This is a genomic window from Azoarcus sp. DD4 (genome assembly GCF_006496635.1).
Classification (GTDB): Bacteria; Pseudomonadota; Gammaproteobacteria; order Burkholderiales; family Rhodocyclaceae; genus Azoarcus.
Window position 1 is genome coordinate 3,869,984 of sequence record NZ_CP022958.1, and the last position, 13,651, is coordinate 3,883,634.

At 70.1% G+C, this 13,651-nt stretch carries 9 protein-coding genes; 1 reads left to right on the plus strand and 8 read right to left on the minus strand.

Translation table 11 applies throughout. The features are described 5' to 3' along the window. Window positions 1-58: 58 nt before the first annotated feature. A complete protein-coding gene (locus CJ010_RS17940; RefSeq protein WP_141019315.1) occupies window positions 59-2,296 on the minus strand; it encodes a TonB-dependent siderophore receptor in 2,238 nt (745 codons plus the stop codon). Between the two features lie 116 nt (window positions 2,297-2,412). Here CJ010_RS17940 and CJ010_RS17945 point away from each other — a divergent pair, with 116 nt between their 5' ends. Then, on the plus strand, window positions 2,413-3,444 hold the full coding sequence (locus tag CJ010_RS17945; RefSeq protein ID WP_168224980.1) for an AraC family transcriptional regulator: 1,032 nt from the start codon (window positions 2,413-2,415) through the stop codon (window positions 3,442-3,444). Here the strand turns inward: CJ010_RS17945 and CJ010_RS17950 are convergent. The 7 genes from CJ010_RS17950 to dhbC are packed head-to-tail and all read right to left on the minus strand — an operon-like array spanning window position 3,385 to window position 13,602. Next, complete coding sequence (locus CJ010_RS17950; protein ID WP_141019317.1) at window positions 3,385-4,107, minus strand: 4'-phosphopantetheinyl transferase superfamily protein; 723 nt, start codon at window positions 4,105-4,107, stop codon at window positions 3,385-3,387. The genes CJ010_RS17945 and CJ010_RS17950 overlap by 60 nt on opposite strands. A gap of 15 nt (window positions 4,108-4,122) precedes the next feature. Then, window positions 4,123-4,884 carry a 2,3-dihydro-2,3-dihydroxybenzoate dehydrogenase gene (locus tag CJ010_RS17955; protein ID WP_141019318.1) on the minus strand — a complete coding sequence of 254 codons (762 nt, stop codon included), beginning with the start codon at window positions 4,882-4,884 and terminating at the stop codon, window positions 4,123-4,125. Window positions 4,885-4,888: 4 nt separating this feature from the next. Then, window positions 4,889-8,800 carry a non-ribosomal peptide synthetase gene (locus CJ010_RS17960; RefSeq protein WP_141019319.1) on the minus strand — a complete coding sequence of 1,304 codons (3,912 nt, stop codon included), beginning with the start codon at window positions 8,798-8,800 and terminating at the stop codon, window positions 4,889-4,891. Window positions 8,801-8,854: 54 nt separating this feature from the next. Further along, window positions 8,855-9,898 (minus strand): alpha/beta hydrolase, encoded by a 1,044-nt coding sequence (locus CJ010_RS17965; RefSeq protein ID WP_205754813.1) that lies wholly within the window; start codon window positions 9,896-9,898, stop codon window positions 8,855-8,857. Next, the gene (locus tag CJ010_RS17970) at window positions 9,889-10,764 is read right to left on the minus strand and encodes an isochorismatase family protein (RefSeq protein WP_141019321.1); all 876 of its coding nucleotides are present in this window, start codon (window positions 10,762-10,764) and stop codon (window positions 9,889-9,891) included. Before CJ010_RS17970 ends, CJ010_RS17965 begins: the two co-directional genes overlap by 10 nt. Window positions 10,765-10,795: 31 nt before the next feature. Continuing rightward, entirely contained in the window at window positions 10,796-12,415 is a 1,620-nt protein-coding gene (locus CJ010_RS17975) for a (2,3-dihydroxybenzoyl)adenylate synthase (RefSeq protein ID WP_141019322.1), read from the minus strand. Continuing rightward, window positions 12,415-13,602 (minus strand): isochorismate synthase DhbC, encoded by a 1,188-nt coding sequence (gene dhbC / locus CJ010_RS17980; protein WP_141019323.1) that lies wholly within the window; start codon window positions 13,600-13,602, stop codon window positions 12,415-12,417. Before dhbC ends, CJ010_RS17975 begins: the two co-directional genes overlap by 1 nt. Window positions 13,603-13,651: the final 49 nt, after the last annotated feature.

Consider the following 13,651-nt stretch of genomic DNA (forward strand, 5'->3'; position numbering starts at 1 on the left):
CGTATCGTGTCCTCATGCCGCCCACCGCTGCATCACGGGCGGGCGGCGTGTCGCAAGCTCAGAACGAGGTCGTCACCGCCACGTAGAAGGTCCGGCCAGGCTCGTTGTAGGTGGCCGCCCCGGCGCCGCCGCTGGTGCCGTACACCGGCGTCGAGCTCACCGACACCGCGTTGCCGGCGCGGAACTTGCGCTGGTCGAAGAGGTTGTTGATGCCCGCCACCAGCTTGAGGTGCTTCGACACGGCGTAGTCGCCGCTCAGGCTGACCACCGCGTACGGATCGACCCCGTCGGCCGACGTGCCGGTCACCTTGTCGCCCTTGTAGTCGAGCTTCATCGGCTTCTGTTCGCCGTAGAACGTCACCGCCAGCAGCAGGCCGAAGGCGTCGCTGGCACGCCAGTCGAGCGAGGTATTCACCGTGTATTCCGGGATGATCGAGAGGTAGTCGCCGGTGGTCTTGTTCTTCGACTCGATCATGTAGGTGAAATTGGTCAGCCACTCCAGCCGCGCGGCAAGCGGCACCTTGAGGCTGCCTTCCAGCCCTTGCACCACCGCTTCGGGCACGTTGACCCATTGGTAGATGCTGCGGTTGCCGGTCGTGGTGACGCCGACCGGCGTCGTGCCGGCCTGGATCTTGTCGCGATAGTCGTTGCGGAACCAGGTCACCCCGGCGGCGAAGCGGCCCACCTTGTACTCGATGCCGAGTTCCTTGTTCACGCTGGTCTCGGCATCGAGGTCCGGGTTGCCGATCAGGTAGCAGCCGGTGGTGCCGTTGCCCACCGTCGGGCAACCGTTGCCGGAGCTGAAGAGCAGGTAGTCGCCATTGCTCTGGTACAGGTTGGGTGCCTTGTAGGCGCGGGCAATGCCGCCTTTGACCGTGATCCTGTCGTTCACCATGTGCATCAGGTTGAGCGACGGGCTCCAGTTCTCGCCGGACCGCGAATGCTTATCGAAACGGATGCCCGGCGTCAGCACCGTGTCGTAGGGCAGCTCGATGTTGCTCTCGGCGAACACCGACGCGATCTCGGCCGAGGATTCCGCGCTGCGCCCGGTGCTGCCGACGCCGGGGATCGTGCCGAAGGTCGTGGCCTGGGTGTTCGAGGTCGGGTCGCGCAGTTCCTGCCGGACCCATTCGGCACCGATCGTCAGCACCTGGTCGAGCGCACCGCGCAATGGCAGGTTCCACTCGCTATGCACGGTAATGTCGCGCAGCTCGTTGGTCATGAAGGGCGGATTGCCGCTGAGGAAAATGCCTTCGGTGCCGCCGGCCAGGCCTTCCTGGATGCGTTTGTTGTCGGTCTCGGTGTATTGCAGGTAGCTCGTCGAACTGCCGAAGTCGTACTTGCCGGCATGGGTCAGCGCGTAGTTGGTGCGCCGGACGATGTTGGTCTCGTCGCCCAACATGCGCACCACGACCGGGTTGGAGTTCACGTTCTGGGTGTCGCCGGCGTAGAGGTTTCCCTGCCGGCTGTAGCCCAGGTCGAGATCCAGGCGGTGGTCGGGCGAAGCGTGCCAGCTCAGTTGTGCGGCGACGTCGCGGTTGGTCACGCCCTCGCGGCCGGCCGGCAGCGAACCGGTGAAACCGGGCGCCTGGTGGCCGTCGTTGATGTAGCGGTCGTCTTCTTCCGTCCGGTTGTAGTTGCCCATGATGCGGAACGAGAAATCCCCGCCCAGCGGGCCGCTGAAGCCGAAGTTCAGCCGTCGCGTGGCGCCTTCGTCCGAATGCTCCGGCGCGTTGGCATACACGCTCACCTGGCCGTGCAGTTCCTTGCCCGCCTTCTTGGTGACGATGTTGACCACGCCGCCGGCCGCGCCATTGCCATAACGCGCCGCAGCCGGGCCGCGGATGACCTCGATGCGTTCGATCTGTTCGGCCGGCACCCAGTTGCTGTCGCCGCGGCTGTCGCGCTCGCCGCGCCAGCCGAAGCGCACCGCGTTGCGGCTGGTGACCGGCTTGCCGTCGATCAGGATCAGGGTGTTCTCCGGCCCCATGCCGCGCAGGTCGATCTGGCGGTTGTTGCCGCGCTGGCCGCTGGTGGAATTGCCGGTGAGGTTCACGCCGGGCATGGTGCGGATGATTTCCGAGATGTCGTTGGCGGGCGGCCGCTTGCCGATGTCCTCGGCGCCGATGACGGACACGCCGGGCGCCTGCTTCAGCATCTCCGCGGCGGTGCCAAGCACCGTCGTTTCCTCCAGCATCTTCTCGTCCTGCTGGGCCAGCGCGGGCGCGTTCCCGTACGCTACCGCCAGCGCGATTGCCAGCACCTTGAGCTGGCCGCTTGCCGTCCTGGACTGCATGTTTTCTTGTTCTCCCTGATACCGTTTAAATTTGCTAATGCAAATTGTTCGCATTTACAATCATGCGATCAGTATCTCAACAAGCCGCACGTTTTTTGTTTGCTGGAGCAAGAAAGATGTTTGCGAGCGTCCCCTCCCCGGCGGCCCCGTCCGCCCGCGGCCGCAAGACGGCGGCCCGACGCAGACTCCCGGCGGGCGCCGCCTGCCCGATCGACGTCGACCGGCTGTGCGCCCAGGTGGGCCACGGCCACCAGCTGCTCTGCCCGAGCGCCGGCCAGGCGGCGCCGCTGATGCAAGGCAGCTTCTCCATCACCCCGCTGCGCGACGGCATGTCCCTGCACTGCACCGACATCGTCCACCTGCATGACATGAGCACGCAGTACGCCATCCAGGAACAGAGCATCAAGGTCATGCTCAAGCTGGAAGGAAACGCGCAGGTCATCGTGGGCCGCCATCCGCTGCCGCTCGACGCCGGCGAAGCGCCGAACGCCGTGCCCTGCGGCGCGGTCGTGACCCTGAACGCGCCCGACACGCTGCGGCGCCACTCGCGCGCCGGCAGCCGTCAGCGCATGGTGGTGCTGACGCTGCGGCCGGCGTGGTTCGACGCACTCCGGATCTCGCCGGAGCTGTTCCGCGAACATCTCTCGGTCCGCCCGTGGAAGCCGTCGCTGCGTGCGATCGCGATTGCCGAGCAGTTGATACATCCGCTCGAACTCGAAGGCCCGATGCAGCGCCTGCACCAGGAAAGCCGGGCGCTCGACCTGATCGTGGAAGCCCTGTCGCAGACCATGGCCGCCAAGCCGTGCAGCGCGGCCACCCTGCTCGCGGGCGACCAGCAGCGGGTGCGCCGCCTGCAGCAGTTTCTCGACAGCGGCGAAGCCGACCAGCTCGACCTGCGCGCCATCGCACTCCACATCGGCTGCAATGCCAACACGCTGCAGCAGCAGTTCCGCGAGGTCTGCGGCCAGTCCATCTTCGACTACCTGCGCCGCAGCCGGCTGCAGCGCGCCGCCCACGCGCTGCAGCACGACGGCGTCAGCGTCGCCCGCGCCGCCGAAATCGCCGGCTACAGCAGCCAGGCCAACTTCTCAACCGCCTTCCGCCGCCATTTCGGACTGCCGCCCAAGCACTGCCGCAACCGGGTCTGACAGCGCCAGCGCCGCCGCGTACCCGCGCGGCGCGCGCAGTGGCCAGGCCCGGGCGGCGGTGTAGCCCGGCGGCGGCGACACCGCATATTCGCGCGCGGACGCCGGCACGACCGACAGCGCACGCGGGTCCATCCCGAAGCCGACGCCCCAGGCCTTGAGCACCGCTTCCTTGCCGCACCAGACGCGGAAGAAGTCGCGTGCATTCGCCGCACCATCGCAATGGCGCCGCTCCGCCGGCGACAGGCAGGCGGCCAGTGTGGCTACATCGGGACGGCAGCCCGCCGCCTCGATGTCCACGCCGACCGGACCGCTTTCGGACAATGCGAGCAGGCCGCAGGTCCCCGCATGCGACAGGTTGAAATGCAGCGCCGGTTCGCCGGTCAGCACCGGCTTGCCGCGCGTGTCGATGTCGATGCCGACCGCCGCGGCGGGTACGCCGAGGAGCGCGCCGAGCCGCATCCGCAGCGCCGCGCGTGCGGCGGCGAAGCGGACGCGGTCGGGTGGCCGCCGGAAGCGCAGGCAGCGGGCGCGCTCGTGCGCGGACAGCAGCGGCATCAGCGCGTCCAGCCGCCCGCCGGCAAGCGCGAACGACAGCAGCCACACGCGGACGCCCTCCGGCACCCCGGCGGGCGTCACCTCCCGCTGGATCACCAGGCCGCGCAAGGATCTCAAGGCCGCCTAGACCCCGAGCGTCGCACCGCCGTCGACGCGCAGATCGTGCAGGGTGATGTGGCGCGCCTCGTCTCCGAGCAGGAACACGACCGCATCGGCGATGGCTTCCGGCCGGGCGATGCGCCCCAGCGGGATGCCGGTCTTGAAATCCCCCAGCGAGCCGGCGATCACCCGCTCCGCGTCCTGTTCCGAGCGCCACATCTGGCGTTGCATCGCGGTATCGGTCGAACCCGGCGACACGATGTTGCAGCGTATGCCGGATCCCGCCAGCTCCAGGCCAAGGCACTTGGTGAAGTGGCAGGCCGCGGCCTTGGACGCCGCGTAGGCCGCCATCTGCATGCGCGGCACGGCAGCGGCGTTGGAGCCCACGGTGACGATGGCACCGCGCCGGCGCGGCACCATGCGCTGCGCCACCGCCCGCGCCAGGTAGAACACGCCGTGCGTATTGAGCGCAAAAGTGGCCTCCCAATCCTCGTCGCTCAACGCCGTGACGCTGCCCATGCGCAGGATGCCGGCCACCTGGGCCAGCATGTCGATCTCGCCCATGCCGGCCTCGATCGCGTCAACCACCTCGCCGACCTCCCGGCTGTTGCGCAGATCGACCGCGTAGGGCCGGACACGCGCGCCGTGCCGCGCCGCCATCTCCTGCAGGGGCCCGACCTGGATGTCGAGTGCGGCCACCCGTGCGCCCCGCCGGACCAACGCATCGACTACGGCGGCGCCGATGCCTTGCGCCGCCCCGGTAACAACCGCAAGTCTGTCCTTCATCGTCTCACTCCGCTATCAGATCGATCGCCTGTACGTTCAGGCGGTTTGCCAGCGCCCGGCCGATGGCCTGCAGCGGCCCCGGATCGCTCATGCCGAAGTGGTCGCAATCGAGCTCGACGCAATCGAGCCGGCCGTCCAGGTAGGGCTGCCACGTCGACGGCACGGGCGCGATCGCTTCCCGCCGGCGCGCGCAGAACAGCAGCAGATCGCCTCGGTAGCGGCGGGTCCGGCTGGCGCGGAAAACCTGCATGCCGCGCAGCGCGGCCTGCCCCAGGCGTTCGAGCGCCGCCTGGCCCAATGCCGCCAGCGGGCTGCCGGCGCGCAGCAGGCGCCGGTAGATCGCCTCCGGCGTATCGGTTTCGACCTCGCCATTCACGCTCGACAGCGCGATCAGGGCGTCCTGCAGCGTGGGCGCCCGCCAGCCGGCAAAGGCCTCCGCCGGGTAGCTGTCCATCAATGCGACCAGTTCCACCGCTTCGCCCAGGCGCTCCAGTTCGACCGCGATCGCCTGGGCGAGCGCGCCGCCGAGCGACCAGCCCAGCAGCCGGTACGGGCCGTTCGCCTGCAGCGCGCGGACCTGTGCGGTGTAGTGCGCGACCAGCGTGTCGAAGCAGTCGGGCTCGCCCGCTTCGAGCGTGGTGGCCTGCAGACCGTGGATGGCGACGCCGGGCAGGTGGCGTGCCAAGCCGAGGTAGCACCACGACAGGCCCTCGGCCGGCGGCAGGCAGAACAGCGCCGGATGGCGTCCCGGTTGTATGGTCAGCACCGGGGCAAAGGCCTGGTCGCTGCCGACCGTCGGCGGACGATGCGCCACCGGTCCGCTCAGCGCCCTGGCCAGCGCCTGGACGGTGGCGTGCCGGAACAGGGCCGACACCGGAATGTCGCGCTGGAGCAGCCGGCTCAGCTGGCTCGAGACCTGGATGGCCTGCAGCGACTTGCCGCCGAGATCGAAGAAGTTTGCGTCCACGCCGTCGGGCATCTCGCCCAGCACCGCGTGCCACACCTGCATGATCCGCTGCTCCAGCGGCGTCGCCTGCGGCAAGGCCGCGGCCGACTGGCGATCGGCGAGTTCGGCCAGCTGCTTGCGGTCGATCTTGCCGTTCGGGTTGCGCGGCAGGCTCTCCAGCCCATGCCAGTGGTCGGGCAGCGCCGCGGCCGGCAACACCAGCGCCAGCTGGCGACGCAGGGACGCCAGCCCCGGCGCATCCGTCCCCACCAGGAAGGCCGCCAGCCGGTAGCCGCCGTGGGCGCGCGGCACCGCCACCACCGCGGCTTCACGTACCGCCGGATGTGCCAGCAGCGCGTTCTCGATCTCGGTCGGATCGACGCGCAGGCCGCTGATCTTGACCTCGTGGTCGAGCCGGCCGAGGAAGAAGAGCTGGCCGTCGCGCAGGCAAACGCGATCGCCGCTGCGGTAGCCGCGTCGTCCCTCACCCGACGGCAGCGGCAGCGTCACGAAGCGGCGCGCGGTCAAGGCCTCGTTGTGGCGATAGCCGAGCGCCAGCGCCTCGCCGCACAGCACCAGCTCACCCGGCTGCCCCACGGCCACCGGGTGGAGATGCGCGTCCACGACCAGCGCGCTCACCCCGGGGCGCGGACGGCCGATCGGCAGCTCGTCGCCACCGTCCCACACCGCCTCGCTGCCGCCGAGGAGGGCCGTGGTCGCGATGACCGAGGCCTCGGTCGGCCCGTAGCTGTTGAGCAACACGCTATCCGGCAGCAAGGCCCGCCAGCGCCGCGCCCGTGCCGGCAGCGCCGCCTCGCCGCCGATGATGGTCAGCCGCACCCGCCGCAGCTGCCCCGCACGCTCCGCATCGAGCGCATGCGCCAGTTCGTGCCAGTAGGCGGTCGGCAGGTCGAGCACGCTGATGCGCACCCGTTCGACGAAGGAGGTGAAAGCCGGGATGGCATCGAGCACCGCGTCGTCGCGCAGCACCAGGGTGGCGCCGTGGCACAGGCTCAGGAAGATCTCTTCGATGCTGGCATCGAAGTGCAACGGTGCGAACTGCAGCACGCGGTCGTCCGCGACGATGCGGTACAGCTGGCCGGCACTGGCGACGAAGTGCGCCAGCGCGCCGTAGCCGACCTCCACGCCGTTAGGCTTGCCGGTCGAGCCCGAGGTGTAGAGCAGATAGGCCGGCCGGGCGGCATCCACCTCGCGGGGAACGGATGTCGGATCGCACGGCATCGGGCCGGCAGGCGTGTCGTCGAGGCAGATCAGCGGGCGCGAGCCGGCCTTGTCCGCCCAGCGGCGCAGGCTGACGACCAGCCGCGGCTCGGCATCGGCCAGCACCTGGGCCAGCCGGCTGGCCGGGCCGAGCGGGTCCAGCGGCACGTAGCACGCGCCCGCCCACAGCGTCGCCAGCAGCGCGACGATGGCCTGCGGACTGCGCGGCAGCAGGATCACCACGCGCTCGTCGGCATGCAGCCCGGCCTCGCCCAGGCGCGCGGCCAGCTGCCGGACCTGCAGCAGCAGTTGCGCGTAGTCGACGACCTCGTCCTGCCATTCGAGCGCCGCCTTGCCGGGGCTGCGCGCGGCGACGGCGAGCAGGCGCTCCAGCACCGGCACCGGCGTCTGCGTCAACGCCGGGCCGTCGAGCACCGACAAGGGCGGCAGGTCGTGCAGCAGCGGCGCGAGGCTGGCGTCCGCCGGATGCGCCGCCAGCCTCGCCAGCCAGTCCACCAGGTCCCGGTGCAGTTCGGCCAAGCGCCCGGCATCGTAGGCATTCGGGTTGGCCTCCAGCAGCAGGCGCCATTCGGCGTTGAGCACCGACAGGCTGATGTTGAGGTCCTTCACCGGCCCGGCGCCGATCGGATGAACGACGCTCTCCAGCCCCGCGAACGGCGCGTGCCGGTCGAAGGGCATCAGGTTGACCGCCTGGTTGAAGAGGTGCTTCTGGATCTCCAGCAGGCCGAGGTCGCCGCGTATCCAGCCGTAGCGGTAGTAGAGATGCGGGCGGATGAGACGCATGCCGTCGGCCATCTGCCGGCTCATTGCCCGCATGTCCGCGGCGGGGTCGACCTGCACGCTCATCGGCACGATGTTCATCGCCATGCAGGGCACGCCGAGCGTCGGTGTGCCGAGCCGGTTCATCACCGGCAGGCCGAAGCTCAGGCGGCGCTGGCCCGAATGGCGCGCCAGCCACAGGCCGATCGCCGCCAGCATCCAGCTGCCCCAGTCCTGGCCGCAACGGCGGGCGGCCTGCTGCAGCGGTTCGATCTCGGCCGGGCCCAGGCGGGCATCGTGGCGCACGACCTCGTCGGAGAACTCCTGCGGCGGCGCGATCGTGGCCGGCGCCGGCGCCTGTCGCAGGTGTTCGATCCAGAACGCCTTGTCGCGCTCGAAACCGCCGTTGGCCTTGTACTGCCGTTCGGCCTCCACCACCTTGTCCAGCCGCCAGTCGGGCAAGGCCGGCAAGGCTTCGCCGCGCACCCGCGCGCTGTAGCGGGCCGCCACCGCCTGGCACACCAGGCCGTAGCCGTAGCCGTCGAGCGCGATGTGGTGCACCTGCAGGTACCACAGGTGGCGATGCTCGGCGAGGCGCAGCAGCGCGCTGCGGTAGAGCCGGTCGCGCGTCAGGTCGCACAGGCGCGCGAGCGACTGCCGCATCCAGTGGTGCGCCGCCGCGTCGGGGTCGGCCGCCTGGCGGAAGTCGTGCAGTTCGGGCGACTCATCGCCGGGCGCCTGCGGCCATTGCCACAGGCCGTCTTCGTTCATCTCGAAGCGCATGTGCAGGGTCTGGCAGTTTCCGAGCACCTCGGCCACGCTGGCGGACAGCGCGGCCGTATCGAGCGGGCCGCGCAGCTCGACCGCCTCGGCGGTGAGGTAGCTCGGGCTCTCCGGCACCATCTGCTGGCCCATCCAGATGCCATACTGGGCCGAGCTCGCCGCCAGGCGTTGAAAGGTCTTTGTCATGGAAGAATCACTCCGCTCCGTTCAAGGGACGAGAACGCGGCCGCTTGGCCGGGCTCACGGCGCAAAGGCGAAATCCACCACGCGGCGGGCGCCGTGCGTCAGCATGTCCGGGTGCTCGTGCGCCGCCAGCTTGAGGAGCTGCAACTGCACGCCCGGCCTGGGCGTGAGCAGGCCGGCGAAGCGCTCGGCGTTGTCGACCATGCGGCGGCTTTGCAGGCGCTCTTGCTGCTGGGGCGTGGCGAAGCTGGCCGGGTATTGCTCGTCCAGGCCCACCGTGATCGTCACCCGCGCCGGGTGAGCGACGAAGTCCAGCGCCGGCAGACGCTGCGGCAGGGTTTCGAGGACATGGTGGCCGCCGAACCAGAGCGAGGGGCTGGCCGCCCAGTAGCGCTGGAAGTGCTGCGGCTGCGTGCTCAGGGTATGGAGCGTGAACAGTCCGCCGTAGGAGAAGCCGAACAGTGTGTGCTGCTGCGGATTCATGGGGAAGTGGCGTGCCAGCAGCGGGCGCAGCTCTTGAGTCAGGAAGCGCAGGAAGGCGTCGGCACCGCCGTGCCGGCCGGAAAAGCTGTCGCCGCTCGGGGCGGTGGTGCCCGGCGGCGTATAGTCCAGCGCCCGCGCATTGACGTCGATCGGCTCGCCGCTGGCATAGCCGATGGCGACGATCAGGCCGGCCGGCTCATCGCCGATCTTGCGGCGCCACTCGGCGCTCTCGCCCGCCGCCGGCGGCCGCGGCCGCACGGTTTCCATCAGCGGGAAGCTCGCCAGGCCGTCGAGCGCCCACAGCACCGGGTAGCCCGCGGTCGGCGCCGGCTTGTGCGGCAGGCCGATGGCGATGCGGTAGCGCTGGCCGGTGTGGCGCGACTCGATATCGAAGCCGAGACTGCGCGACAGCTGCACCGGCGCCCATTCCACCGGCAGCGGCGCGGCCACCGATATCGATTGCGCCTGCGCCGGCTGCACCGTCTGCAGCATCAGCGCCCCCGCCAGCAAGCCCCCGCACAGCCGGGACAACAGCCGTGCGAACGGCGGCGCGGCGCAAGCGGCGCGATCGCGGAGGTGCCTGCCGCGTCCGCCATGAAACAGGGCTGTCATGTGCATGCCACCGCCTCGCGCCGTTCGAGCAGGGCCCACCATGCCGCCAGCGTGGGCTGTTCGGCCAGGGTCATGAAGTCGAGCGCCAGCCCGGCGCGCCGCCAGGTCTCGACCAACGCCATGATGCGGATCGAATCCAGCCCCCAGTCGAGCAGGTTATCGTCCTCGCCGAGTTCGGCGGCGGCGAGCTGCAGGCTGTCGGCGACCAGAGCGCGCAGCGCCGCGGGCGACGCCGGCAACCGCGGCGGCAGCCGGTCGGCCAGCTCCGCGGTGAGCAGCGTCGTGCCGCAGCGCTGGGCAACGTAACGCAGCGCCAGCTCGTGCTCCTGCGCCGAGAAGTCGGCCAGCGCATCGGCGACGAAGAAGGGCTGGATGTCGTTCATGAAGGCTTCGCAGGCGCTCGCCATGCAACCGATGTGGGCATAGACGCCGCAGACGATCAGCTGGTCGCGCGACTGGCCGCGCATCAGTTCGAGCAGGCGGGACTTCTGGAAGGCGCTGTAGCGCCACTTATCGAGCACTGTGTCCTGCGCCTGCGGCGCCAGTTCGGCGACGATGTCCTTGCGCTGCGGCTGCGCCGTCAGGCCCGGCCCCCACATGTCCTGCAGCAGGCCGCGCTCGGTCGGCGTCTGCACCGGCAGCTGGGCGGTGTACACCACCGGGATGCCCTGCGCGTGCGCCAGGTCGATCAGCCGGCGGACGTTGGCGATCAGCGTCGGCACCGGCGCGCTGCCGCGGTCGTAGAAGTCGAGGAAGTAGTCCTGCATGTCGTGCACCAGCAGCACCGCGCGACGGGCGTCGGGCTGCCAACGCACCCGGTTGTCCCAGCCGCGGGTGGGCATCGGGTAGCTGGCGATCTTGGGTATGGCCATGTCGGTTCAGTAGTCCTGTGTTCGTTTCGGATCAGACGGCGGTTGCCGCCAGGCGCGCTTCGATGTCGAGGCGCAGCTGCTTCTTGCTGATCTTGCCGACGCCGGTCTTGGGGAAGCGGTCGACGAACTCGATGCGGTCGGGGATCTTGTAGGTCGCCAGCCCGCAGCCGCGCAGGAAGCGGATCAGGTCCACCGCGCGCAGCTCGTCGTCGCGGCGGATCACGAAGGCGCAGCTCTTCTCGCCGAGGTAGGCGTCCGGCATGGCGACGACGGCGCAGTCCATCACGCCGGCATGGGCCAGCAGCTGGTGCTCGACCTCCTCGGCGGCGATCTTCTCGCCGCCGCGGTTGATCTGGTCCTTGGCGCGGCCTTCGACCACCAGGTTGCCCTCCGGCGTGCGCCGCACCATGTCGCCGGTGCGGTAGAAGCCGTCGGCGGTGAAGGCGCGGGCGTTGTGCTCGGCCGTCTTGTAGTAGCCGCGGATGGTGTAGGGCCCGCGCGTCAGCAGGTGGCCGGTCTCGCCCTCGGCGACCGGCCGGTCCTCGTCATCGACGATGCGCAACTCGTCGTCCGGCGAGATCGGCCTGCCCTGCGTATGCAGCACGACCTCGGGCGGATCGTCCAGCCGGGTGTAATTGACCAGGCCTTCGGCCATGCCGAACACCTGCTGCAGCTGGACGCCGAGCTCGCGCACCACCCGGTTGGCCGTCTCCGCGTCGAAGCGGGCACCGCCCACCAGCACCTGCTTCAGGCTGGCGAGGTCGGGCTTGACGCGTGCAATGGCGTCGAGCCACACCGGCACCAGCGGCGGCACCAGCGCAGTGAGCGTGACGCGCTCGCGCTCGATCCAGCCGAGCGCCATGTCCGGGCTGGGATGGGCGCACATCACGACGGTGCCGCCGGCATAGAGCGTGCCGAGCGAGCCGGGCGAACTCATGGCGAAGTTGTGCCCGGCGGGAATGACGCACAGGAACACGCTGTCGCCATCGAGGCCGCAGATCTCCGCGCTGGCGCGGATGCTGTAGAGATAATCGTCGTGGGTGCGCGGAATCAGCTTGGGCGTACCGGTGCTGCCGCCGGAGAGCTGGAAGAAGGCGACCTCGTCGGCGGCGGGTGGAGGCGGCAGCTCGCCCCGCAATGCCGGCAGGTCGTCGAGCGCGCGGAACTCTCCCGGCTCACCGAGCACCAGCACATGCTGAAGCTGCGGCACCGCTGCCTTGATGTCGCGCGCCAGCATGCGGTAATCGAAACCGGCGTGACGGTCGGCAACGACATAGGCCACCGCGCCGGCATGGCGGCAGAAGTGGCCGATCTCGAACTGGCGGTGCGGCGGCAGCGCGAAGATCGGCAAGGCGCCGAGCCGGAAGAGCGCGAACAGCACGGCGAGGAACTCCACGCAATTGGGCAGTTGCACCACCACCGGGTCGTTGCGGCCGATGCCCAGGGCGTGAAAGCCGCGGGCCAGGCGATCCGCCTCGGCGGCAAGGTCGCGGTAGGTCCAGCGCCGGCCGTCGCTGACCACGGCGAGACGGTCGCTATGGCGCGCCACCCTTTCGGCCAGCATGCCGCTGAAGGTTTCGCCGCGCCAGTAGCCCTGCCGGCGGTAGCGCTCGGCAAGGTCGGCCGGCCAGGGGGTGCAATCGGCGAGCATCAGCAGACTCCTTCCGGCGCATGGCCGAGCGCGTTCAGCATGGTCTTGAACTTGGCCTCGGTTTCCGCCACCTCGCCCTGCGGGTCGGAGTCGGCGACGATGCCGGCGCCGGCAAAGAGCCTCATGCGGTTGTCCTGGACCTCGGCGCAGCGCAGCGTCACCACCCATTCGCCATTGCCGTCGGCATCGCACCAGCCGACCAGGCCGGTGTAGAAGCCGCGGTCGAAGGCGTCGAGCCGGCCGATCAGGTCGAAGGCCGCCGCGCTCGGATGGCCGCACACCGCCGGCGTGGGATGCAGGCCGGCGGCGAGCCGCAGCGTGCCGATCCCGGCGTCGGCGAGTTCGCCGCGGATGTCGCTCGACAGATGCCACATGGTGGCGGTGTGGATCAGCGACGGCCCCGCCGGCACCGCGAGCGTGCGGCAATGCGGGCGCAGCCCGGCCGCCACCGCGTCGGCGACGATCTGGTGCTCGTGCAGGTCCTTGTTCGAAGCCAGCAGCGCCTGGCCGCGCCGCGCGTCCTCAGCCCCATCCGCGGTGCGCGCCGCGGAACCGGCCAGCGGGTTGGAGCGCACCTGCAGGCCGCGCCGGCTGATCAGCAGTTCCGGGCTGGCGCCGAGCAGCGTACCCGGCCGGCTGCCCGGCAGGCGGACGGCGAAGGTGTAGCCGTGCGCGTTGTGACGCGCCAGCCGGCCGAGCAGGCCCTGCACATCGACCGGCTCCTCGCCGGCGAGCGCCAGCGTGCGCGCCAGCACCACCTTGGACAGCTTGCCGGCCTTGATCTGGCGGACCGCCTCCCCCACCGCCTCGGCGTAGTCCTGCGGCTGCGGCACCGGCTGGACGAGGTAGCGGCCGGGCCGCCGTGCGCCCTCTCCGCCACGCCCGCCGAGCGGACCGGCCGAGATCACCTGGCGCGGAATCGTGAGGCAGGCCGGCTTGCGCGAATCGAAGGGAATCGCGCCGACCACGACGGGATTCGGGTGCCCCTTGCGCCGCGCCGCCTGCAACTGCTCGTCGACCCGCAGCCCCAGGTCGGCCAGGTTGTCGGCCGGCGGCACCTCGGCGTAGCAGCCCTGCGCCAGCAGGGTGTGCTCGGCGGTCGCGAAGAAGAACGGATCGGCGCCGCGGTAGGCCGCCAGCAGGCGCGCGGCCCGCGCATCGATCAAATCCCTGGACACATCATTCATTTCTTCTCTACCTCCTGCAATTGAATGACAATCATTCCCATCAAAATCC